This is a genomic window from Cysteiniphilum sp. JM-1, assembly GCF_008711525.1.
In the GTDB taxonomy this organism is placed as follows: Bacteria; Pseudomonadota; Gammaproteobacteria; order Francisellales; family Francisellaceae; genus Caedibacter.
Genome location: NZ_VXKS01000007.1, coordinates 39280 through 62359 on the forward strand (window position 1 = coordinate 39280; position 23080 = coordinate 62359).

The following is a 23080-nucleotide window of genomic DNA, read 5'->3' on the forward strand; positions in this document are numbered from 1 at the left end:
ACTCGACAATGCTTGAAATAGTAGCATTATCAATAGCAAAGGTTGATATGTTTCGCCAACTTTTCATCAATTTAGATATTCTAAACAACCAACTAGACTAAATGAATGTAAGGTTTAATTGAGCTGTAATATAATCTGAGCATCAACAACAAAAGGGATGTATATATGCATAGAATTTTCAATTATTCATCCATCATTAAAATGCTTATTGCGGTTTTACCTGCGGCTATTTTAAGTTATCTGCTTTCACAACCTATTTATCTACTGTGTGGCTTATATGCTGCTGCAGTGATTATTCCTTTTTGTGATCATTCCAGTAAGCGAATTGCCTTGGCGATGCTTATTTTTTTATTTGTCATCACCTTTGTTTTAGTCAAACTGCTGATGCATAGTGATTTTTATTTTATCAGTGTCGTCTCCATCATTGCGATTATGATTGGCATTGTTGAAACCTATAATCCAAGCTTTAAATCCATGGGCGCATATTTATTTATCGGTATTATTTACACTGCCTTTGAAACAAGAGCATATGGTGATCTGGTCACTTTCACGATCATCGCTAAGCTTTTTGGCATTAGTCTGTTGAGTGTTGCCATTGTTTTTCTCATTAGCCTACGCACAAAAGTAACCAAGGGCTATCAAAACTTCACATTACAGCTACAGTCACAACACAGCATTCATTACTGTGTTTATTTCCTGCCTCTTTTAATCAGCATGCTTGTTTGGCATTTTTCACAACTAGCTGAACCGCAATGGCTGCTATGGTCATCATTATCAGTAGCAAGTCTGAGCTTTAAAAAGGCACGAGATAAGATTCAAAAACGCATCACTGGCGCATGTATTGGCTTATCATTAGGGATCATCGTCACACTGCTGTTTAACCTTAATAGCCCATTGATTTTTAACTTGAGCTTTATCGGTATTATTTTCAGTTTACGAGGAATCAACAACTATACTGCATCCTTTGCAACACGTTGTTTTTTTATTGTCACTTTTGCCGGTGCGCATTACTTATACACCAGCAGTGATCGGATAGTTGATGTGTTTATCGGTAGTTTGATCGGTCTGATTAGCAGCGCTGTTTTAAGCTACCTCAATTCCCGGCAAAAAACTCTTTAACATTGTCAAACCAGGATTTTGATTTTGGTGAATGTGTTTGATGCTCACCAATTGAATCACCAAATGCCTCTAACAGCTCGCGCTGCTTGCTATTCAAATTAATCGGTGTCTCCACGGTGACTTTACACATCAAATCACCCATACTATTACCACGCAAGGCTTTAACACCCTTGCCTCTTAGCCTAAACATTTTGCCTGTTTGTGTTTCAGCTGGAATCTTAAGTTTGACTTTACCATCAATCGTTGGCACATCAAGCTCGCCACCTAAGCACGCTGTCATAATGCTAATTGGTACTTCACAATATAGATCCGAACCATTACGCTCAAAAATTGCATGCTCTTTGACATGTACTTGGACATATAGATCACCCGCAGGTGCGCCATTTTCACCGGCTTCACCCTCGCCTGATAATCTGATTCTATCACCAGTATCAACACCTGCTGGAATTTTGACAGAAAGTGATTTGACATCCTGCTTGCGTCCTTGCCCATGGCAAACACGACATGGATCTTTAATGGTATGTCCACTACCATGACATGTTGGACAGGTTTGCTCAACGGAAAAGAAACCTTGTGACATACGCACAGCACCCGCGCCATGGCATGTACCACATGTTTGCTTACCGGAACCACCTGAGCCATGACAACTATCACATGAAACATAGGTTGGTACTTTAATCTTTTTGGTTGTACCGTGTACGGCTTCTTCAAGCGTGATTTCTAGATTGTATTGTAAATCATTACCACGCCTGCTTTGCGCGCGTGACGAGCGTCCTGACGATCTTTGACCGCCACCACCGCCAAATATATCACCAAATATATCACCAAATATATCGCCAAAGCCTTGTTGTCCGCCACCAAAGCCGCCATGTCCACCACCTTGATTGACTCCCGCATGACCAAATTGATCATAGGCGGCACGCTTTTGTGCATCACTTAAAATCTCATAAGCTTCAGATGCTTCCTTAAATTTAGCTTCGGCATCCTTATCATTAGGGTTTCTATCTGGGTGATATTTCATCGCCAATTTACGATATGAACGCTTAAGCTCTTGCTCTGTTGCGCTTTTGGATACCCCTAATATTTCATAATAATCTCTAGGCATAGTACTACCATTATTCTAGTTCAATTCAAAACGATATAAAAAATGCGGGACATGCCCGCATTTTTCAAGTTAAAAGTTATAGTTTCTTGAGATTAACTATTTTTTGTCGTCATCTTTAACTTCTTCAAACTCAGCATCAACCACATTATCATCTGCTTTTTGCTGTTTTGGTTCTTCAGATGAAGCACCTGCTTCAGCATTCGCTTGACCTTGTGCTTGCTCATAGGCTTTTTGTGCAATCGGTGCAAACGCTTCTTCTAATGCTTTTGTTTTTGCTTCGATATCATCTTTGTTATCTGTCTTTAACACAGCTTCTAAATCAGTGCATGCCGCTTCAACTTTTGCTTTTTCATCTTCAGATACTTTGCCTTCTAAGTCTTTTAATGACTTACGCGCACTGTGTAATAAATTATCACCTGTATTGCGCGCTGAAACGAGCTCATGGAATTTCTTATCTGTTTCGGCATTGGCTTCAGCATCTTGAACCATATTGTTAATATCATCTTCAGATAATCCGCTTGATGCTTTAATCACAATATTTTGCTCTTTGCCAGTTGCTTTATCTTTTGCTGATACATTCAAAATACCATTGGCATCGATATCAAAAGTTACTTCAATTTGCGGCATGCCACGCTGTGCTGGTGGAATGTCTGATAAGTCGAAGCGCCCCAGTGATTTATTTGCAGACGCCATTTCACGCTCACCTTGCAATACATGAATTGTCACCGCTGGCTGATTATCTTCTGCTGTTGAGAAAACTTGTGATTTTTTAGTTGGAATCGTCGTATTACGCTCGATCAACTTGGTCATCACGCCACCCATTGTTTCAATACCAAGAGATAATGGTGTTACATCAAGAAGTAATACGTCTTTCACATCACCGGCTAATACACCACCTTGAATGGCAGCACCCATTGCAACCGCTTCATCAGGGTTTACATCACGACGTGGCTCTTTACCAAAGAATGCTTTAACTTCTTCTTGTACTTTAGGCATACGTGTTTGACCACCAACCAATAATACATCAGTAATTTCAGAGACTTTAAGACCTGCATCTTGTAATGCTTTTTTGCATGGCTCAATTGAGCGCTTAACTAAATCTTCAACCAATGATTCAAATTTAGCACGCGTTACTTTGATATTTAAATGCTTAGGACCCGTTGCATCCGCTGTTATATATGGCAAGTTAACATCTGTTTGTTGCGCAGATGATAATTCAATCTTCGCTTTCTCAGCGGCTTCACGTAAACGCTGAAGCGCTAAAGTATCATTATGTAGATCAATACCACTGTCTTTCTTGAACTCATCAATTAAATAGTTCATTAATGCAACGTCAAAATCTTCACCACCTAGGAAAGTATCACCATTAGTTGCTAATACTTCGATTTGGCTATCGCCATCAACGTTAGCAATCTCAATGATAGATACGTCAAATGTACCGCCACCTAAGTCATAAACAGCAATCGTTTGATCTGCCTTTTGCTTATCCATGCCATAAGCAAGTGCCGCTGCTGTTGGCTCGTTAATAATACGCTTAACATCCAAGCCTGCAATGCGACCTGCATCTTTTGTTGCTTGACGTTGCGCGTCATTAAAGTAAGCAGGAACAGTGATTACCGCTTCTGTTACCGTTTCACCTAAGAAATCTTCTGCGGTTTTTTTCATTTTACGCAATACTTCAGCAGATACTTGCGGTGGCGCCATTTTTTTATCTTTTAATACTTCAACCCAAGCATCACCATTGTCTGCTTTGATTACCTTATAAGGAACCTTTTTAACGATATCTTCTTGAACCACTTTCTCGTCAAACTTGCGTCCAATTAAACGCTTAACAGCAAATAGTGTATTGTGTGGATTCGTTACTGCTTGGCGCTTAGCCGCTTGCCCTACTAGAATCTCACCACCTTCAGTGTATGCTACGATTGATGGCGTTGTACGTGCACCCTCTGCATTTTCGATAACACGAGCAGTTTTGCCATCCATTACCGCAACGCAAGAGTTCGTTGTACCTAAATCTATACCAATAATTTTACCCATTATGATCTCCTTTTATTTCAACGCTCAAAAATATGTTGACGCGTTTTTATTTTTCAAGTTTTTATTTGTTTTTATTTTGTTTGTTTCTTAAATTTTCCACTTTTTGCACTTAACAATGAAGAAATGAGTTGCTCCATTTCTCACCTCTCCCCCTGCGGGAGAGGTCGTGCAGCTTATGCTGCGCGGGTGAGGGGAATCATTAAAACTCAACTTAATTCTTATTGATTACTATGCCATACACCCCTACGTTTACACTATATTACAAAGTAGGGAGTATAAGGTCTTAGTTTTTAACAACCAAAACACGCGCTGGACGAATAACACGATTATTAAGCTCATACCCCTTTTGAAAGACATTCATCACCATATTGTCATCCATCTCAGGATTAGGTGACATTGCCATCGCTTCATGCTTATTTGGATCAAATACTTCACCCTCTGGATCAAGCTGTGTCACACCAAATTTCTCAAGCGTGTCGACCAACATCTTCATCGTTAAGATAACACCTTCGGACATTGCTTTAGCTTCCTCAGACTCAGCTGAAACTTCAGTTGCCTTCTCCATGCTATCAAGCACAGGTAATAATGCATTCGCGAACTTTTCCAAAGCAAACTTATGTGCATTCTCAACATCTTTTTGTGCACGACGTCGAATATTCTCCATCTCGGCATGGGCACGTAATACTTTATCATCAGCAGTAGCAACGGTGTCTTGCATATTAGCAACCGTTGCCTTAAGTGACTCATTTTCTTTACGAAGTGCAATAACTTCATCAATCATATCTTGAGATTCAGCAGCTTCCTGATCAGCAGCTTCCCCTGCCATCAACTCAAAATCTTCTTCGTGCTGTTTTGGATGTTTATGTGACATTGATACACCTTAAATTATTTTTTAAGTTTTTTATTACGGCGTAACAATTGCGGGCGCTTTTGCGCTTTTCAAGAAATTATTTTAATAAATTATCATCTAACGATTGATATACCGTTCACAAACCATTTTACGAGCGGTATAGACATCCCTATCCTGATTTATCCATGGTTTTTTTTTGCGAGAGAAAGCTTAATTTGTCTCTTGCGTTAAAACGTTATTATTGATGACAAATTTGCCATTAACTACCGAACTTGCTGGCGTGTTATTTTGATACTGCCAATACGCTTGCATTTGTGTGCCATTTGGAGCATTTGTTACCACCAAGGTGCACAATGAAGCATCCTGTGCATTATTAACTAGCTTGTATACAGGATTTCCTGATTGGCTTACGTTTGACAATGAACAGAACGATTGGCTTCCTAGTGATAAAGTTAGCTGTGCCGTCGTATTGTCTAGCGCAAAATACATTGGAGTATTTGCTTGTTCTAAGTTGATATAAGGTCTCACAGTTAGATTATTACCACTTTCAATAATAAATCGTGTACTAATAAGTGCATATTTGAGATCAATGCTTTGCTCAACACCATTTATAGTAACTGTGCTAGCTCTCTCATAAGCATTAACATCTTCATTAGGAATATTATTTCTTGTGATTTGCAATTGACACTCACCACCTTGCGCTTGCAATTCAGTACCACAATTACCATTACTAATTGTAAAGTGCTGCGTAAAGTCCGAGCCTGCTAAGGTTTTGATACTTGATATGACTTGTGCGATATTCACAGGCTGATAATTAACACCTACTTTTGATACATCAGATGAAGTTTGCAGACTAATTTGTCCTGACTCGCCAGGCGCAAATGCTGCATCTAGGTTTACACTTAAAGGGGTAACAGAACCACCGGTGCCAGCATCAGAGCCACCACCACCGCCACAAGCAGTTAGTGTCAAGGCTGCAACAGATATACTTAATAATGAAAATGCCTTAAGAATCGTTTTTTTATGGAATGTCATAAATACATTTACTTCCTATTTTATTTGATTATCGGAGGGAGGGGGCGAAAACAATTTGTATTATTTTCGCGCAACAAATTAACTCACAAAACACATCCAGTCAAATAAAATTTAAATAAATTTTGAGCAAAAACATTATTTTCAATCGCAATATAACTTCACTTAGTTTTGTTACTGCAGAGATCAATCAACATGTATAGTTGCATGATATTTGATATATCTATTGTCCTTTGCTATACCTATCAATGATCAACGAACCTAAAGGAATATATCTATGAATATAACAACAAGATTTACCTCTTTATCACTGATTTGCTTAGCCTTTTTCCAAATAAATCATGCTTACGCAGACCAGCAAGGAGGCATCGTAAGTTTATGTGCCGACAATCAAGTCTCGATTTGGAAAAGTACAGCCCTTGATCCAGGGAATGCTAAAAATGGTAGCATTAGCTTTGATGTCTCACAGGCGACACTCTATCTTGATATTAGCCAGTCCAAAGCAATTATGGAAAGCATTCACTCAAATGCCATAGAAGGTGTTTATAACAATGGTCAAGAAGACTGTAATAGTGGAAAAATTTGTTTTCAAAGTGCCACAGATGATGGTCATAATGGTAAGCAATTCATTTCATCTGATTTTTCAATGACATTTAATGCGACAGTCGTATATAACCCTTTGAGCATTACTTTGGATAATCCAAAAGGTACAATTATACTCACGCCATATACAGTAAATAGCTCAACCTACCCACGAATTTTACAAGCGAACTCTAAACAAAAAAGCACTCCAAGCCAAAATGAAAACTCCAATGATTTCCCCTTTATCTACTGGCAATTTGAAGGTTGTAGTAATGCATTGATAACACAATAAAGCACACCACCCCCCAACATCAACTAATTTCAAATCGGCAATAGCTTCCAGCGCGCTTTCCGTTTACCATGTTGTCGTTTGATTGTTTGATATTATGGAGCAAAAAAGATGGCACAAAATCATCATAAACTTATTATTTTGGGATCCGGTCCTGCGGGCTATACAGCAGCTATCTATGCTGCACGCGCTAATTTAAACCCAGTGATTATTACTGGTATGCAGCCAGGTGGGCAATTAACCACAACAACTGACGTTGATAACTGGCCAGGTGAGGAAAACGGCATTCAAGGACCTGAGCTTATGCAAAAGCTGCAAGCCCAAGCTGAACGCTTTAACACTCAGATGATTTACGATCACATCAATCAAGTAGATCTTAAGAGTCGCCCTTTCAAATTGATTGGGGATAATGATCAATACAGCTGTGATGCACTGATTATTGCCACAGGGGCAAGTGCCAAATATTTGGGACTTCCCTCTGAAGAAGCGTTTATGGGCAAAGGCGTTTCTGCATGTGCTACGTGTGATGGATTTTTCTATCGTGGCAAAGATGTCGCAGTTATTGGAGGAGGTAACACTGCCGTTGAGGAAGCGCTTTATTTATCTAATATTGCCAAAACCGTGACCTTAATTCATCGCCGTGATGAGTTAAGAGCGGAGAAAATTTTGATTGATCAATTGATGAAAAAATCAAAAGAAAGCAACATTCGTTTTGAATGGTTTCACACCCTTGATGAAGTCTTAGGTAATGATGCAGGTGTAACTGGTGTACGTATCAAAGATGTCAAATCAAATACTACCAAAGAGCTTGCCGTTGATGGCGTATTTATCGCCATTGGTCACACTCCAAACACACAGATCTTCAATGATCAACTTCAAATGGAAAATGGCTATATTACGGTTAAATCCGGTCTTACTGGCAATGCCACGCAAACATCTATCGAAGGCGTTTACGCCGCAGGAGATGTAATGGATCATGTGTATAAACAAGCGGTTACTTCAGCTGGCACGGGGTGCATGGCAGCACTTGATGCTGAGAAATATCTTGATGCGCTGAAGTAAGTCATAATGCAGAAATAATAAGTTGAACTTCAATCCCTCCTCACCCGCGCAGCTTAAGCTGCACGAGCAATCCCACAAGGGGAGAGGTGCTAATTGATGCAACTTATTCTTTATTCAGTACTAAAAATTCAAATTACGCAATCACACGTGTGACATTCTCAACATAAGCTGTTGAGCTCATCTTCTTAGCCAACGTATCTAAGGTTTGCATATCCATCAAAATTAAGCTTAGTTTGATCGTTTTATGTTTATCTGAGTGCGAAGGCTGTAATGCTGCAATCGTTATCTTTTCAATCGTCAAAATACTGGTAACTTCGTGTACCGCCTTTTCAACATCGCTACAAATCAAGAGCAAATCTACCTGATAACGCCTTAGGTCTTTTTTTCCCCATTGCACATCAAGCACTCGCTCAGGCGAGCTTAAGCTTAAACGCAAGAAGTTAGGGCACACCGCTCTATGCACTGTCACACCTCGCCCATGCGTTAGATAACCAACAATATCATCACCTTGCACCGGCTTGCAGCATCCTGCCATATGTGACAATAAATTATCAACACCATAAATTGTTAAATCCGTTTTGCGTGCATTGTCTTTTAAACTTTGTGTGACATTAACACTTTTAATCGCCACTTCTTCAACCGTTGGTTTTTCAATAAGCTTGTAATGCTCAACGATATAATTAACCACCTGATTAAAACGCAGAGACCCAGTTTCGATACCCGCATACAACGTTTCCTCATCTGCCATATTAAAATGTGAGGCGACTTCAGCATAATCAATGGACTTTAAGCGATGATGCTTTAACTCATCCAAAAGACGCTCACGACCCAAGGCTGCATTTTGCTCTTTATTGAGCTGTTTAAACCAACGTGCGACGCGTGCGCGAATTTTCGCTGAATGAATAAAACCGCTACCAGCATTTGACCAATCTAAACTGGGGCTTGGCTCCTTGTGAGTGAGAATCTCAACCTTGTCCCCTGTGCTAAGCTTCGTTGTTAACGGCACAATCTTGCCATTGATTTTAGCCCCCTTGGTGCGATGCCCAATCATCGTATGCACCATATAGGCGAAATCAAGGACAGTGGATCCTAACTCAAGATCAATCACATCACCATTAGGGGTAAACACATACACCCGATTTCCGGCAAGCTCTTTTTTAAGCTCATCACTTTTTAACTCGTCAGCAAGCTCAGTTTCCCAATCAAGTAACGATCGCAACCAATTAACGCGAGCCTCGTAACTTGGATCATGCTTAACTCCTTCTTTATAGCGCCAATGTGCCGCCACCCCCATCTCAGATTCATTATGCATTTGCTGTGTTCTAATTTGAATCTCGAGCGTTAAGTGCTCAGGCCCATAGACAACAGTGTGCACGGAGCGGTAACCATTGGGCTTAGGTGTAGCAATATAATCAGCAAATTCACTGGCTATTGGTTCCCATAATTGATTAACAATGCTTAACGCGCGATAACATTCATCAACCGAATCAACCAAAACACGCATCGCTCGAATATCATATAGCTCATCAAGATTACGCTCTTTCTTGCGTAGTTTGCGCCATATGCTATAGATGTGCTTGACCCGACCAGATAGCTCAAAATGAATATTTTCTTTCTTAAGCTCAGCTGCAAGCATCTCCATCGCATCATGAATATAAGCCTCACGCTGCAGGCGCTTCTTTTTTAGTCCTCTGGCGATTTTCTTATATTCAACAGGATATAAACAGGCAAAAGCACGATCTTCAAGCTCCCATTTTGTCTTTGACAAGCCCAAGCGATTTGCCAATGGTGCGTATATCTCAAGAATTTCCTTAGCAATTGTCTGCTTATAGCTTTCCGTCCAGTTCTTAACCGCACGCATCGTGCATACTCGATCTGCCAACTTAACCAACACGATGCGCACATCTTCAACAATCGTTAATAGCATCTTACGAAAGGTATCAATTTGCGCTTGATTAGGTTTGTCATTTTGCAATGCTCTGACTGCCGACATAGCTGTCGCACCATCAAGAATCTTCAACACCGCTTCACCACAAGACTCAAGTACAAGCTCAGGCGAAATTTTTTGATTATAATGAAGCTCAAATAACAATGCGGCAGCAACGGATTCCTCATCCGCCTGCAAATCAAAAAGCACTGCCGCCATTTCAACACCGTAACCAAAACAAGTGCCACCATGCACCGAAGGCTCGTCAACACCGTATTGCGCTAAAATATCAATTGCACCGGCAATCGTTGCTAAACGTTGTTTTGGATAAAAGTCTTCTAACAAAGGTAACCATTTTTGAAAATCAATCAACCCTTCATCGGTTAAGGCATATTTGTCCGTTACTTGCACCATTCTTATCTATCCAAAAATCATCTTAAAAAATCTAAAGTCCACACTTAGAATTCAAGCATGCACAATCAATAAAATCTGTATTTAAGGATAACGAAAATCAGTGAAAAACCCTAGTGAAAGTATGATAAATATCAAACATCTTGCATTAGGTAAAAAATACTAAGTCAATCGATAAGCCGGGTTCTGTCGTGGACAGTCATTTATCTAGGCATTATGTCACCATAATGCTCAAGCAGCCTACCCGGTTGCAGCGCGAGCCACACTATTACAACCCTATTTGGCCTTGCTTCAGATGGGGTTTACCATGCCACTTTTGTTGCCAAAAGCGCGGTGCGCTCTTACCACACCGTTTCACCCTTACCTATATAACAATACAGGCGGTCTATTCTCTGTTGCACTTTCCGTAAGCTTACGCTTCCCAGGCGTTACCTGGCATCTTGCTCTTTGAAGCCCGGACTTTCCTCGTCCTACCACTTTTTGTAACTTTGCACTTTAACTTAGCAACTAAATAAATAAGTTCTGTTACAATTACCCCTCACCCGCGCAGCCTAAGCTGCACGACCTCTCCCTCAAGGAGAGAGGTAATGAATGATGAAACATCTATTGTCATCTTCAACATCTAAATACTAAATTACAAAAAGTGGTAAGACGCGACTGTCTGATCAACTTAGCGGGCAGAATTATATACTTAACTGGCGACGAATGGCAATAATCTCTTGATCATAAGTTGTTTTCAAGCGACTAAACTCTGTTTGCAATGCTAGTAATTGCTCATTTGCCGTTTTTTGAAAGTCACGCACTTCTTGATCACAGGTCATGCGCGTATTAAGTAACTCATTTTGTGCTGTTTGATAATGCTCTTGCGCTAACAAACGTGTACTTCTAATGATGGCTAATGCCTGAAAAAGCTTCTGGATAATCGCAGGTTCGGCCTTTAAACGCTCCGAAGTCAATGACTCGCGCGGTGCGATCGCTTCATAAGACTCATCAGAATTACCATTACCTATAAATTGCGTTCTTGAGTAAGATTTTCTGTATTCGCTTTGCCCATGAGCAGATTGCTGTTGACGCACAGTTTTTTTTGATTTAAAGCCATTCATATCCGGTCTACGCAACGAAGAAGTGCTTGCATTTCTCTCATCATCAGATCTTGATTGTGAAAATTTAGGTCTTACATTTTTATTTTCATGCATTAATTGCGCATTTTCTTTTTGCCACTTACCAAGAAGGACCGCGATCTGTGCATGCGTGCCCTTACCTAACTCGCGACGCACATATTCAAGTGTGACTTTGCGCCCCTCACAACTTAGGCGTTCGGCAACTGCAGCAAGTTCATCATAAGTTATCTGGTTATCTTCCGACATGAATTCCCTTAATTAAGATATTTCATATTTTTATTTTTAATTTTTTAAACTTTTTCTATTTTTTCTTACTTAGCATTTACTTTTAAGCTTAATTCAATCTCACCAAAGGTTTCGATATTCCAATAAACAGAAACAATCCCTAAACGAGTCACCTAATAGCAAATGAAAAATGTACGCCCATCGAATACGTACAATTTAGTTTTAGCAGAAAATCATTTTAAAGGTAAATGAAAACGGCTGAATTATGACTAAAAATATGCTCAAGCTCAAGAGAAATCATGCTAATACTGCTAAAAGACCAACACTACTTAATATTTGCAGCACAATAATAAATGCACCCAATAGGATCAATAATGATAAATATATTTTGCTGGGTAGCGTATTGCGCTCCTCACTATTTCTTAATGACCATGCCATACACGCCGGCAGTATAATCAGTAAAATACAAACAAAAATACTGGCATAGCCTAATGCAGCCAAGAATCCATTGACGAAAAAAACAGCAAATATCAATGGTGGCACATAGGTGATCACAAAGTTTAAAAGCTTTGCTTTAGTCGATTTCTTCAAGCGATAAGCATCTTGATTAAAGTGAAAGAGTGCTAACGTCACGCCAAGAAAAGATGTTGTGACTGCAATATTAGAAAACCCAACAATAAAGCCACTGGCTGCATGCACATTCAGTAGATGATGATACGCCTTACCTAAATCAACACCATGTGTCATCAGATATTTAAACCCATACTCACCCAATACAGGGACAACACCTAAAGTAACAATAACCCATACTACATAAACGATAAATGGCACGCTCGCACCAATAACAACAATGCGCTTTAACTCATGGTCATTTTTAAAATAATTGCGAATCGTTGGGATCACAATATGAAAGCCAAAAGAAGTAATCAAGATAGGGAAAGCATACCACGCATAACCAATCCCCATGCTCTGCGTGCTCAATAAACTGGTTTGCACATATGGCACGATCACCACAATAATCCCAATAAAACAAAGTGCTTTAAGGGTGAAAAACAGTTTATTTAAGTGATCAACTGCTGAGGTGCCAAAATAAATAACCGCACCCAATATCACGGTAAATAACAGCGCCCCGTAACCGCCCGAGTTACTCACCCCTAGCACATATTGATCAAGCAACCCGCCACCCATCGCAATATATGCTGTGGTTAATGCATATAGCAGCAATAGATAAGCCAACCAATTGACAACTTGTCCAAAGCGTCCCAAAGTAGCAAACGCCATGGTATTTAGATCTGCCGTTAAGGGCTGGCGCACATTAACCTCAACAATCAACAAGGCTGTTGCCAGCATAATAATCCAGTTGATAAACAACAAGATCAGCGCACTTTTAAAGCCAACTGCAGCAACAGCGTACGGAATACCTAGCATTCCCGCGCCAATCGATGTACCGGCAATTAACAAAATACCTCCAAGTTTTTTCATCCTTGAAACCGTATGCAGTGTATGATTTTCAAACATGTTTTTGCATCAAAAAATTAGCGAAGCTTCATCTTATCATCACCATTCAAACTGACAACTGGTTTTCTAAGATAGTTTCGTAATTCTCTATAGATTAAGGGGTGCTCTTGGCTTCACATTGATTACCATATCCTGATCAACAAAGCCATTTGCTAAACGATAAGCACCCGCTATAGCAATCATTGCCCCATTGTCTGTGCAATACGCCAAAGGCGGGTAATAAACCTGCCAATGGTTTTTAAGTGCTAACTCACTAAGCGCTGATCGCAATCCCTTGTTAGCGCTAACGCCACCTGAAACGACTAAATTTTTCATGCTGATATGTTTTAATACACGCTTACATTTAATGACAATCGTGTCAATCAACGCCTCTTGAAATGCATAGGCAATGTCCGCTTTAATTTGTTCACTTTGATCCTCCTGCGCCTGCCAAGTATTAAGCACGGCTGTTTTCAAGCCACTAAAACTAAAATCAAACCCAGGACGATCACACATCGGACGCGGGAAAGTAAAAACACCTGCTCGCCCTTGTTCAGCAAGGCTTGCCAAATGTGGACCACCAGGATAAGGCAACCCCAATAATTTAGCCGTTTTATCAAACGCCTCACCTGCGGCATCATCAATCGACTCACCCAATAGTTCATATTGCCCAAAACGCTTAACGGCAATTAACTGTGTATGCCCACCTGAAACCAATAACGCCACATAAGGATACTCAGGCTTAGCCTCTTCACTTAATAACGGTGCCAGCAAGTGCCCCTCCAAGTGATGAATTGCAACCGCAGGAATATCGAGCATATAGCTTAATGTTTTGGCAAATGTTGCGCCAACCATTAGCGCACCAACTAGCCCTGGCATTGCCGTATAAGCAATGGCATCAATATCCTCAAGTGTCAGTCCTGCATATGCTAATGCTTCTTTAGTCAGTGGAATGAGTTTGGCTACATGATCACGCGAGGCAAGCTCAGGCACCACACCACCATATTGCGCATGCAAATCAATCTGGCTAAACAATGCATTAGCAAGAAGTTTGTGTTTCGAGCCATCATAAATGGCAATGCCCGTTTCATCACATGATGTTTCAATGCCAAGGACAATCATTCCTTAACAGCCTTATCACGCAGTTTTCTTTTGCGTGACAGCAGCATTAAAACCATACCGATAACAAGCCCCAAGACAAAAACCACCAACAGTAGCAATATCAACGGCAAATGAAACGTACCAAGCAAATAATTAAAGGTCACTTCCTGTGCATTTAATACTGCCAATGCCGCAACTAAAACAAAGATAATCACTAAGATTATGTATCCCAATAAACGCATCATATCTCCTATAGTATATGCATTAATTCATGCCGTGCATGGTAGTATACCGTTCACAAACCATTTTACAATATTTCTGCCCTCGAATTCCCTGCACTTTTGAGTGATTGTATTTTGCCAATAGTCCTAGCTATTACCTGCAATACAATCACTCAAAATTATCAAAAACTTCTTTAGCATCGAACACCGCAAAATGATTTACGAACGGTATATATCTTTATGGGCGTATGCAATACGCCCCTACAAACTTCTGTTTTTACGCTTTTTGTCCTTTTTAAATGACAGATAAAGTCTTTTACGTTTTGCCAATACAAGCGTACGACTCAATAGCGTACTATAAATAGGGCTTCCCCCCATAAAAATCGCGGCAATCGTTGCACTAAAACACGTAACAATCAATGGCAAGATCAACGCATAATTCATCGTCATCTCAACAACAAGTACAATTCCAGTTAATGGCGCGCTAACCGTCGCGGTGAAAAGTGCACTCATGCCAGCAACAGCAAAAACTTGTGGATTGGTTATAAGATCCGGAAAAAGCGCATGCGCAACAATGCCAAAAAACATACCAAAAACCGTCCCCAATGCTAGCATGGGTGCAAATATCCCGCCAGGAACTCCTGTGCCATAGCTAACCAAAGTCGTGACAAAGCGCAAAATAAATAAAGCAATTAAGGCTGACAAAGCAATCTCACCGTGCAATGCATCGGGCATCACTTTATAACCACCGCCAACCACATGCGGCAAAAAGACAATAAGCAAACCCGTTGCCGCACCAATGAGAATGATCCACTTCCAAAAATCAAAGCCTGAGCGCTTAGCAAAAAAGTTCAATGAATGCACCAGATACTTATTAAACAACACACCCAATGCGCCAAAAATCGCACCAAAAACGACAAAAAGCCATAAACTTGACAAAGGTGGCGCATTGTACGCCGTCATATCGATATCCATCATCTGGCGAATATTATACCCCCCTGTTTGTAGTAATGCTTCAAGCAAAATATCTGCAACAACACAAGCAACAATCACCGTTTGCAATGATTGAAAGCTGTATTTGAATTGCCTACGCATTTCTTCAATCACAAACAAGATCCCCGCTAAAGGCGCATTAAATGCCGTTGCAAGACCAGCTCCTGCACCTGCTGCGATAAGCACATGCGCATAATCATTATTCAATCTAAAGATACTTTTAACCAACTGACCAATCGCACCACCCATTTGGATGGTGGGGCCTTCTCTTCCTAAGACAAGTCCACTTGATAAAGACATCACCCCGCCAATAAACTTCGCAGGTAACACACGCCACCATCGAAGCTCGCGCACACCCTCAAGTGCCCCTTCAATCTCTTGGACACCACTACCTGAAGCCTCAGGCACCATATGTCTGACAATAACTAACGATAAAATCAAAAACACACTGGAGAAGAACATGCTAAATAGGCAGAGTAAGAACAGATGATCTTGTAGCGCAGTAAAAGCTGCTTGCTGCCCTGCCAATATCCAATGGATACATAACTGAAAAAGTGCGCCAATACTTCCCACTAACACGCCAACAATACCGCCATAGACGGTTGATCGCAATACATCCTTGGGGTAATGAACTTTATTCATCCTCATCCTTAAAATGATTTCATTTTTCTATATCCTAGGCATTAGCATAGAAACTCTTTAAGATTATTACAAGCATTCAACAATTTAACTTTCATTCACAGTGACCTTTTGCTAGAATACCGCTGTTTTTGCTCGATAGTTTTATAGCGCAATAACAAACGACAATTTGATATGGATTTTGACGATTGTACATCGACTGGGAGAAGTCAATTGCGTTAGCGCAATTAGCCAATGACTCATTCATCTACATGACGCTTTAAAATCCAGCCGCACATAGTGTATCGACCTTTGGGTCTTTGTTATGTGTTTTTAAGAGAAAGCATAAAATATGCAAAACAGATTTAGATGATTAATAACTGCAGTTATCTAAAGAAACTGCAAGCGACCTTGGAGCGTCTGCTCACAAGGGTTGCACACATTAAACGTTAAATCACACAAAGGTATTAGGACAAGGTTTAAGTGTCCTTAATTTGTGTAAACACTTATGACAAAGAACATAAGTGACCATAGCAGAATATTTGCGTTTTTGGTCATATAGGCGCAAACGCAAGATGAGAAAACTATAGGAATCACAAAAAAAGATGATTGTTTTTATAACAATAATAACAATAACAGTGTGCTTTTATTGGGCTTTAACTAGCCAGGCACGCGCTTTATTTCATGCAAACACATCATCTAAACACTTAGCTTCATCCTTTGTACCTTTTAAACAACCTGAATTTAAAAGGATAACAACACATGAAAAAAATGTTAATCAATGCGCGTCAAGCAGAAGAAACGCGTATTGCAATCGTCGACAACGTTCAATTGATGGATTTAGACATCGAGAGTGTTGACAGAGAACAGAAAAAAGCCAATATCTACAAAGCAAAAATTTCACGCATTGAGCCAAGCTTAAATGCTGTTTTCGTTAACTATGGTGAAGATAAGAATGGTTTTTTACCGTTTAAAGAAATTTCACCTGAATACTTCAAGAAAACTGCTAAAGACCAAGATACACCGTTAAACGAGTTGCTTGATGTCGGTCAAGAGCTGATTGTGCAAATCGCTAAAGAAGAGCGTGGCTCAAAAGGTGCGGCTTTAACAACATTCATCACACTTGCCGGCTGCTATATGGTATTGATGCCCAATAACCCAAGTGCCGGTGGAATTTCTCGCCGCATCGAAGGTGATGAGCGTCAAAAACTTAAAGCACTTTTTGATTCGCTAACCATCCCTGCCAATATGGGCGTTATTATCCGCACCGCAGGCGTTGATCGCTCAGCTGATGAAATTCAAGCGGATCTTGACACTTTGACAACACTTTGGGATGCGATTAAGCGTGTTTCATATCAGCGTAAAGCGCCTTTTCTAATTCATAAAGAAAGTGATATAACCATTCGTGCTATTCGTGATCATTTAAAAGAAGATATCAAAGAAATCATTATCGATGATGAGGAATCTTACGAAGATCTTAAGCGCCAATTAAGCATGCTACGTCCTGGCTTTGTTGAGCGTTTACAACTTTATAAAAAAGATCTGCCATTATTTAACGCTTTCCAAATTGAAAAGCAAATTGAAAGCGCGTTTAAACGTGAAGTGCAATTGCCATCAGGTGGATCCATTGTTATTGATACTACGGAAGCATTAACTGCAATCGACATTAACTCAGCACGTTCTACCAAAGGTGACAACATCGAAGAGACAGCTTTTGAGACGAATTTGGAAGCAGCTGAGGAAATCGCGCGACAATTACGTTTACGTGATCTTGGTGGCTTAATCGTTGTTGACTTTATTGATATGGCATTCTTCCCGAATCAAAAAGCCGTTGAGCAAAAGTTGGTTGACGCCTTGTTCCATGATCGCGCACGCATTCAAATGACGCGTATCTCTAAGTTTGGCTTAGTCGAAATCTCACGTCAGCGCTTACAAGCATCTCTTGGTGAATCAGTGATGCACTCATGCCCACGTTGCGCAGGACACGGTTTTATTCGCTCAATCCCGTCATTAGCTTTATCGATTTTACGCAATGTTCATGCTGAGGCAGTACGTGAAAAAACCAATGAGTTACGTGTACAATTACCAATCGATGTTGCGACATTCCTTTTAAATGAGAAGCGCGATGAGTTATCTCAGATTGAAGAAGGTACAAGCACGAAGGTTACCTTAATCCCTAACGCTAATTTGCAATCGCCACATTACAGCGTGCAACGCATTTGGGGCGATGCTTATACGGCAAGTCGCCCAAGCTATGATTTGATTGAAGATAAAAAAGATGTTGAACTTTATAAAGCACCAAAACAAGATAAATCAAAGCAGCCTGCGTTAAAATCGGCTGATTATAATCAACCTTCTCACAACACATCTAACAATAGTGACAGCAAAAAAACTGAAGATAAGCCACAAGTTAACAAAGAATTGAGCAAAGAAACCAAGCATAACAAGGCTGAGACCAAGGGTTTCTGGGCAAAATTAAGCGCTTTTTTCTTCAGCGATAAAGAAGCTAGCACTGAGTGTGATGCACGTGATCAAAAACCATCACAGAAATCTACGCAACCTAAAAAAGGTCAGCAAGATAGAGCTGATAACAAAAATAATGAGCGCAATAATCAACGCGATAAGTCTCAATCTCGTGATGGACGCAATAATGACCGTGATAATAATCGTCGCGATAATCGCAATAACAATAAAAATCAGCACGAGAATAAGCCTCGTCATCAGCAACAAAGTGATGAGCGTAACGATCATCATAACAAATCTACTGACGCACGCGATAACAACGACAATCGCAATGATCGTGGCAATAAGAATGATCGTAATGACCGCAACAATCGTAATGATAGAAATGATCGTGATAGAGGTAATAAGGGCAACCGTAGTAATAACCGCAATAATCAACGCCTACAAGTTCACCAAAGTGAAGAGATGGTTGACATTGCTGCACTGAAAAAGGATTCACCTGAAGCACAAAAAGCGGCGAAAGAAAAAGCGATTATGAAAACGATTTCAACCACACCTGAAGAGAAGATTTCAGTGATGGTCAAAGAAGTTTTAGCCGAAGTTACGACACTGGCCAGTGATCAAGCTGTTCAGATTGAAACGCATGCTTCACAAACCCGCAAAGTTAAATACTTAAACTTTGAAGTGGTGGATACGCAAGCATTAACTGCTCAAATTGCCAAAGAAGAAAAGCTTAAGCAAAAAGAGCTTGCCAAACAGGCTAAAGAAGCCCAGGAATCAACAGCAGAAGCGGAAGAAATTGGAATTATCATCGGTGAAACCACACTACAAAGTGATAATAGCACTACTGATGATCGCGAACTTGAAACAGTTGAAGCAAGTGATCATGACGATAACAACAAACAAGAGAGAAAACCGCGCCCTCGCAAATCAGCGCGTAAACCGGCGCACATGGAATACTCTCCTGCGGTTGATGTTAACTCTCAAGGCTATATCACTAAAGCCTAAATAAAGCAGTCATCACCTTTTTAAGGTGATGACCATTTCAAAATGTGAGGATGGATTATGACGCACTTTAAACGTAACGCACTTTTTATTGGTGGTATTTTATTAGCAAGTTTCAGCATTCAAACAGCAAATGCTTGTCGCTCCAAAGCTTATAATGACGCATATGCATTGTTTAAACATGGTCAATATAGCCAATCGGTGCCTGCATTTACCAAGCTCTATAATAACGGCTGCCCAACCTCCCCTTACTTTCTAGGGACTTATTACACCTATGGCATTGCCGTTAAACCTAATTATGATACGGCGATCAAGTATTTTGATAAGTTCCTTGATAAGAAAAATCTGGCACAACCCAGGGACTATCGCGCCAATGCCTATCGCGCCTTGGCACTGATTTACAACGCTAAAAATCAACCAGCAAAAGCCCATGCTTATCTTATTGACTCAGCCAAGCTAGGTAATACTGAGGCGATGTATTTATTAGGCCGGTCATATATTGGCAAAGATCAACCGTATTATACAAAAACCGATCTTCACCAAGCCTTTATTTGGCTTAATAAGGCTGCTAATTATGGCAACATTGCTGCCATGAAACTCATTTATCAACATGAATTACAAAAAGATGCTTAAAGCACAATAAACAGGTAAAACATATGTTTAAAAGTTTATCCGAACGCTTAGGTGGCTCACTTGACAAACTCAAGGGTCAAGGTCGCTTAACCGAAGACAATATCAAAAGTGCCTTACGCGATGTGCGTATGGCATTACTTGAGGCTGATGTTGCCCTCCCCGTCGTCAAAGAGTTTATCAGTCGCATTCAAGAAGAAGCATTGGGTGAGAAAATCCGCACAAGTCTCACACCAGGGCAGACCTTTATTGCAATGGTCAAAAAAGAACTTGAACACACATTAGGTGAGAAAAATGAAACACTTAATCTAAGCGCTCAACCACCTGTTGTTATCTTAATGGCAGGTTTACAGGGCTCTGGTAAAACAACGACTACGGCAAAGCTTGCAAAGTTCTTGAAAGAGCGTCAAAACAAAAAAGTCATGGTGGTCAGTGCCGACATTTATCGACCAGCGGCGATTAAGCAGCTACAAACTTTAGCCGAGTCCCTAGATATCAGCTTTTGCCCATCGTCAGCTGATGAAAAGCCGATTGATATTGCACAAAGAGCCTTGCAACTTGCCAAGCAACAAGTATGCGATGTCTTAATACTCGATACTGCTGGGCGTTTGCATATTGACGCTAAGATGATGGATGAGGTCAAAGCATTACATCATGCGATGAAACCAACGGAGACGCTCTTTGTCGTTGATAGCATGACCGGTCAAGATGCGGCAAATACAGCCAAAGCATTTAATGATGCTTTGCCGTTAACCGGTGTTGTGCTGACTAAAGCCGATGGTGACGCCAGAGGAGGAGCTGCTCTTTCTATTCGTGAGATTACTGGCAAACCGATTAAATTTATCGGGATGGGTGAAAAAACCGATGCTTTAGAGCCATTTCACCCAGATCGTATTGCTTCACGCATTTTAGGAATGGGTGATGTGCTTTCTTTGATTGAAGAAGTTGAGCATAAAGTCGATCAAAAAGAAGCTAAAGAGCTTGCAACAAAACTTAAAAAAGGTAAATCATTCACCTTAGAAGACTTCAAAAGTCAGTTGCAACAAATGAAGAAAATGGGTGGTGTCGGCTCAATGCTGGATAAACTGCCAGGCATGGGTAACATGTCTGCTAATCTTCAGGATAAAGTCAACGATAAGATGTTTGTACAAATGGAAGCCATCATTAACTCGATGACCCCTTTTGAACGTCGCAAACCTGAATTTATCAAGTCATCACGTAAACTGCGTATTGCTAAAGGCTCTGGCACACAAGTGCAAGATATTAATCGCCTATTAAAGCAGTTCACACAAATGCAAAAGATGATGAAGAAAATCAGTGGCAAAGGCGGCATGGGCAAAATGATGGGCGCTATGCGCCAAATGAAGCAAATGAAAAACATGCCAGGCATGATGCCTTCTGGTGGCAAAGGTGGCAAGCTATTCTAAAATAGCTTGTCTGACTCAACTTCATTTGATCGACTTCAAAAATAAATTATCTAATATTTTCACTTTTATGCAGCAGGAAAATCAGGTACTGTAACATTTTAGTAATCAAAACCTTCAATATCTGGAAACTTTTTCATGGCAAATAACTCATTGGCAAAGCAGCTTGGCTGCATGATGATTGTCACCGGTACTGAGATCGGTGCTGGTATTTTAGCGCTCCCCATAATCACCGCCAAGCTTGGCTTTTTTATCAGTAGCATTGTGATGCTTATTGCGTGGTGCATTATGACCTATACTGCACTTTTAATTGCTGATATCTCGCTATCAATGCCAAAAGGCGCAAGCTTCGCCTCTATTGCTAAGCGTACATTAGGTTTGCCTGGTGTTATTATCACTTGGATTTCATTTTTGCTCTTGATGTACTGCATTAGTGTGGCGTATATCTCAGGCGCTGCGTCTGCTTTTAATTCATTACTACCTAGCATTTCCTCAAGCGCATGGTCATTAATATTTGTTGTTGTTTTTGGGGCAATCGTTGTTGTTGGCACATCCGCTGTGGATGTGATCAATCGCATACTGCTCTCAGCTAAGCTTATTTTCCTAGTACTTGTTTGTTTGATTTTCTTGCACTTTGTTGACTTTAGCAATCTTGCAGTATCACCCGTTGATTTAGTACCAACCTTATTAATTGCGATCCCCGTCATTATTACTTCTTTTACATCACATATTATTGTACCAACCCTAAGTGATTATCTTAATCAAGATGCTAAAGCATTATTTCGCGTGATTTTTATTGGTAGCCTCATCCCGCTAATACTCTACTTTTTATGGTTAATTGCAGTACTTGGCGTATTACCTTTGCATGGACCGATCAGCTTTATGAGCTCTATTTTTGATCATATGAGTATTGATCAGGCAAATGTCGGTAACATCCTACATGCATTAAAAGAAAAAATCACAACAACAACTGCTAATATCAGCATGAATGTCTTTACCGATATATCAGTCATGACATCCTACTTAGGTGTCAGCTTGGCACTTTATCACTTTAATGTTGATAGCTATCGCTTAAATCGCCTGCCTGCTCAATTTAAGATTCTTATCGCAATTATTCTCACCTTTATTATTCCATTATTAGTTAACTTGCTTGACCCTAATCTATTTATTAGTGCCATTGGTTATGTTGGTGTGTGTATCGCTGTTTTACTCTTAATGATGCCTGCCGTTATTGCCTATAAACTCAATAAATCAGGGCATGTTTTTCATTATAAAATTAGTCAGTTCTCGCTATTGTGGCTTATCTCATTTATTGCTGGTATTGCCATCATTGTGATTCATTTTTCTGCCTAACCGTAAGCGAGTTAT

Annotated in this window: 17 protein-coding genes and 1 other RNA gene; 7 read left to right on the forward strand and 11 right to left on the reverse strand. The window is 40.2% G+C overall.

The genetic code is table 11. From position 1 onward, the window contains the following. The first annotated feature begins 165 nt into the window (after window positions 1–165). Window positions 166–1119, forward strand: coding sequence for an FUSC family protein (locus tag F3D68_RS04590; RefSeq protein WP_151193284.1), 954 nt, complete (start codon window positions 166–168; stop codon window positions 1117–1119). Here F3D68_RS04590 and dnaJ read toward each other — a convergent pair. The 4 genes from dnaJ to F3D68_RS04610 all read right to left on the reverse strand — a co-directional run bounded on the left by dnaJ (window position 1094) and on the right by F3D68_RS04610 (window position 6146). Then, the gene (dnaJ, locus tag F3D68_RS04595; RefSeq protein ID WP_151193285.1) at window positions 1094–2224 is read right to left on the reverse strand and encodes a molecular chaperone DnaJ; all 1131 of its coding nucleotides are present in this window, start codon (window positions 2222–2224) and stop codon (window positions 1094–1096) included. The two genes, F3D68_RS04590 and dnaJ, sit on opposite strands and share 26 nt — an antisense overlap. A gap of 96 nt (window positions 2225–2320) precedes the next feature. After that, window positions 2321–4261 (reverse strand): molecular chaperone DnaK, encoded by a 1941-nt coding sequence (gene dnaK, locus F3D68_RS04600; RefSeq protein ID WP_151193286.1) that lies wholly within the window; start codon window positions 4259–4261, stop codon window positions 2321–2323. A gap of 283 nt (window positions 4262–4544) precedes the next feature. Beyond that, complete coding sequence (grpE, locus tag F3D68_RS04605) at window positions 4545–5132, reverse strand: nucleotide exchange factor GrpE (protein WP_151193287.1); 588 nt, start codon at window positions 5130–5132, stop codon at window positions 4545–4547. 189 nt (window positions 5133–5321) lie between these two features. Next, on the reverse strand, window positions 5322–6146 hold the full coding sequence (locus F3D68_RS04610) for a hypothetical protein (RefSeq protein ID WP_151193288.1): 825 nt from the start codon (window positions 6144–6146) through the stop codon (window positions 5322–5324). Window positions 6147–6420: 274 nt separating this feature from the next. On the opposite strand from F3D68_RS04610, the gene F3D68_RS04615 reads away from it, so the two are divergent. Continuing rightward, entirely contained in the window at window positions 6421–7017 is a 597-nt protein-coding gene (locus F3D68_RS04615; RefSeq protein ID WP_151193289.1) for a hypothetical protein, read from the forward strand. A 108-nt stretch (window positions 7018–7125) separates the two neighbouring features. After that, complete coding sequence (gene trxB, locus F3D68_RS04620) at window positions 7126–8076, forward strand: thioredoxin-disulfide reductase (RefSeq protein ID WP_151193290.1); 951 nt, start codon at window positions 7126–7128, stop codon at window positions 8074–8076. A gap of 133 nt (window positions 8077–8209) precedes the next feature. Here trxB and F3D68_RS04625 read toward each other — a convergent pair whose 3' ends face one another. From F3D68_RS04625 to clcA, 7 genes are all read right to left on the reverse strand, one after another. Continuing rightward, window positions 8210–10417, reverse strand: coding sequence for a RelA/SpoT family protein (locus F3D68_RS04625; RefSeq protein WP_151193291.1), 2208 nt, complete (start codon window positions 10415–10417; stop codon window positions 8210–8212). 156 nt (window positions 10418–10573) lie between these two features. Next, an RNA gene (gene rnpB, locus F3D68_RS04630) (RNase P RNA component class A) lies at window positions 10574–10917 on the reverse strand. Between the two features lie 180 nt (window positions 10918–11097). Then, entirely contained in the window at window positions 11098–11781 is a 684-nt protein-coding gene (locus tag F3D68_RS04635; RefSeq protein ID WP_151193292.1) for a DNA-binding protein, read from the reverse strand. A gap of 276 nt (window positions 11782–12057) precedes the next feature. Next, on the reverse strand, window positions 12058–13260 hold the full coding sequence (locus tag F3D68_RS04640; RefSeq protein ID WP_191092705.1) for an amino acid permease: 1203 nt from the start codon (window positions 13258–13260) through the stop codon (window positions 12058–12060). A gap of 105 nt (window positions 13261–13365) precedes the next feature. Continuing rightward, the gene (gene tsaD / locus F3D68_RS04645; RefSeq protein ID WP_151193294.1) at window positions 13366–14379 is read right to left on the reverse strand and encodes a tRNA (adenosine(37)-N6)-threonylcarbamoyltransferase complex transferase subunit TsaD; all 1014 of its coding nucleotides are present in this window, start codon (window positions 14377–14379) and stop codon (window positions 13366–13368) included. Then, a complete protein-coding gene (locus F3D68_RS04650; RefSeq protein ID WP_151193295.1) occupies window positions 14376–14603 on the reverse strand; it encodes a lipopolysaccharide assembly protein LapA domain-containing protein in 228 nt (75 codons plus the stop codon). Before F3D68_RS04650 ends, tsaD begins: the two co-directional genes overlap by 4 nt. A 237-nt stretch (window positions 14604–14840) precedes the next feature. Next, entirely contained in the window at window positions 14841–16214 is a 1374-nt protein-coding gene (gene clcA, locus F3D68_RS04655) for a H(+)/Cl(-) exchange transporter ClcA (protein ID WP_191092700.1), read from the reverse strand. A gap of 738 nt (window positions 16215–16952) precedes the next feature. On the opposite strand from clcA, the gene F3D68_RS04660 reads away from it, so the two are divergent. From F3D68_RS04660 to F3D68_RS04675, 4 genes are all read left to right on the forward strand, one after another. Then, window positions 16953–19661, forward strand: a complete 2709-nt coding sequence (locus F3D68_RS04660) for a ribonuclease E/G (RefSeq protein WP_151193297.1) — start codon at window positions 16953–16955, stop codon at window positions 19659–19661. 57 nt (window positions 19662–19718) lie between these two features. After that, window positions 19719–20291, forward strand: a complete 573-nt coding sequence (locus F3D68_RS04665; protein WP_151193298.1) for a tetratricopeptide repeat protein — start codon at window positions 19719–19721, stop codon at window positions 20289–20291. 23 nt (window positions 20292–20314) lie between these two features. After that, complete coding sequence (gene ffh / locus F3D68_RS04670; RefSeq protein WP_151193299.1) at window positions 20315–21715, forward strand: signal recognition particle protein; 1401 nt, start codon at window positions 20315–20317, stop codon at window positions 21713–21715. Between the two features lie 135 nt (window positions 21716–21850). Next, window positions 21851–23065: an amino acid permease gene (locus F3D68_RS04675; RefSeq protein WP_117002563.1), complete on the forward strand. Its 1215-nt coding sequence runs from the start codon at window positions 21851–21853 to the stop codon at window positions 23063–23065. The last annotated feature ends 15 nt before the right edge of the window (window positions 23066–23080 follow it).

Bases quoted from the DNA above. Each gene is read 5' to 3' on its own strand.
- ffh (WP_151193299.1), top strand. From the start codon at position 20,315: ATGTTTAAAAGTTTATCCGAACGCTTAGGTGGCTCACTTGACAAACTC.
- clcA (WP_191092700.1), bottom strand. From the start codon at position 16,214: ATGAATAAAGTTCATTACCCCAAGGATGTATTGCGATCAACCGTCTAT.
- F3D68_RS04650 (WP_151193295.1), bottom strand. From the start codon at position 14,603: ATGATGCGTTTATTGGGATACATAATCTTAGTGATTATCTTTGTTTTA.
- trxB (WP_151193290.1), top strand. From the start codon at position 7,126: ATGGCACAAAATCATCATAAACTTATTATTTTGGGATCCGGTCCTGCG.
- F3D68_RS04660 (WP_151193297.1), top strand. From the start codon at position 16,953: ATGAAAAAAATGTTAATCAATGCGCGTCAAGCAGAAGAAACGCGTATT.
- dnaK (WP_151193286.1), bottom strand. From the start codon at position 4,261: ATGGGTAAAATTATTGGTATAGATTTAGGTACAACGAACTCTTGCGTT.
- F3D68_RS04675 (WP_117002563.1), top strand. From the start codon at position 21,851: ATGGCAAATAACTCATTGGCAAAGCAGCTTGGCTGCATGATGATTGTC.
- F3D68_RS04625 (WP_151193291.1), bottom strand. From the start codon at position 10,417: ATGGTGCAAGTAACGGACAAATATGCCTTAACCGATGAAGGGTTGATT.
- grpE (WP_151193287.1), bottom strand. From the start codon at position 5,132: ATGTCACATAAACATCCAAAACAGCACGAAGAAGATTTTGAGTTGATG.
- F3D68_RS04615 (WP_151193289.1), top strand. From the start codon at position 6,421: ATGAATATAACAACAAGATTTACCTCTTTATCACTGATTTGCTTAGCC.
- F3D68_RS04590 (WP_151193284.1), top strand. From the start codon at position 166: ATGCATAGAATTTTCAATTATTCATCCATCATTAAAATGCTTATTGCG.
- tsaD (WP_151193294.1), bottom strand. From the start codon at position 14,379: ATGATTGTCCTTGGCATTGAAACATCATGTGATGAAACGGGCATTGCC.
- F3D68_RS04635 (WP_151193292.1), bottom strand. From the start codon at position 11,781: ATGTCGGAAGATAACCAGATAACTTATGATGAACTTGCTGCAGTTGCC.
- F3D68_RS04610 (WP_151193288.1), bottom strand. From the start codon at position 6,146: ATGACATTCCATAAAAAAACGATTCTTAAGGCATTTTCATTATTAAGT.
- dnaJ (WP_151193285.1), bottom strand. From the start codon at position 2,224: ATGCCTAGAGATTATTATGAAATATTAGGGGTATCCAAAAGCGCAACA.
- F3D68_RS04665 (WP_151193298.1), top strand. From the start codon at position 19,719: ATGACGCACTTTAAACGTAACGCACTTTTTATTGGTGGTATTTTATTA.